Source organism: Flagellimonas flava (assembly GCF_050617915.1).
Taxonomy (GTDB): Bacteria; Bacteroidota; Bacteroidia; order Flavobacteriales; family Flavobacteriaceae; genus Flagellimonas; species Flagellimonas flava_A.
Map to the genome: position 1 here is coordinate 1 of NZ_JBODQE010000215.1, position 232 is coordinate 232.

The 232-nt window shown below is 42.2% G+C and carries 1 pseudogene; it reads left to right on the plus strand.

What is annotated here, in order from left to right:
• Positions 1-232: pseudogene (locus tag ACRHOZ_RS21585) on the plus strand (EamA/RhaT family transporter); the annotation flags it as partial.

Below are 232 nucleotides of genomic sequence, written 5' to 3' on the forward strand. Positions count from 1 at the left end.
ATATGTTTCTTATTTGCTCTTGGTAAAAAAGCTGCTTGCAAAGTACCATCCCCTTACCCTGATGAAATGGGTTTTCACCATCGCTTTTGTAATCGCCTTTCCAGTGACCTACCCGGAATATTCCCAAATTGAATGCGCTACTCTACCCCTGTGGGTATATGGGGTAATCGCTTTTGTGGTTATCGGGTCTACCTTTATGACCTATCTATTTAATGTGTTTGCCCTTACCCAA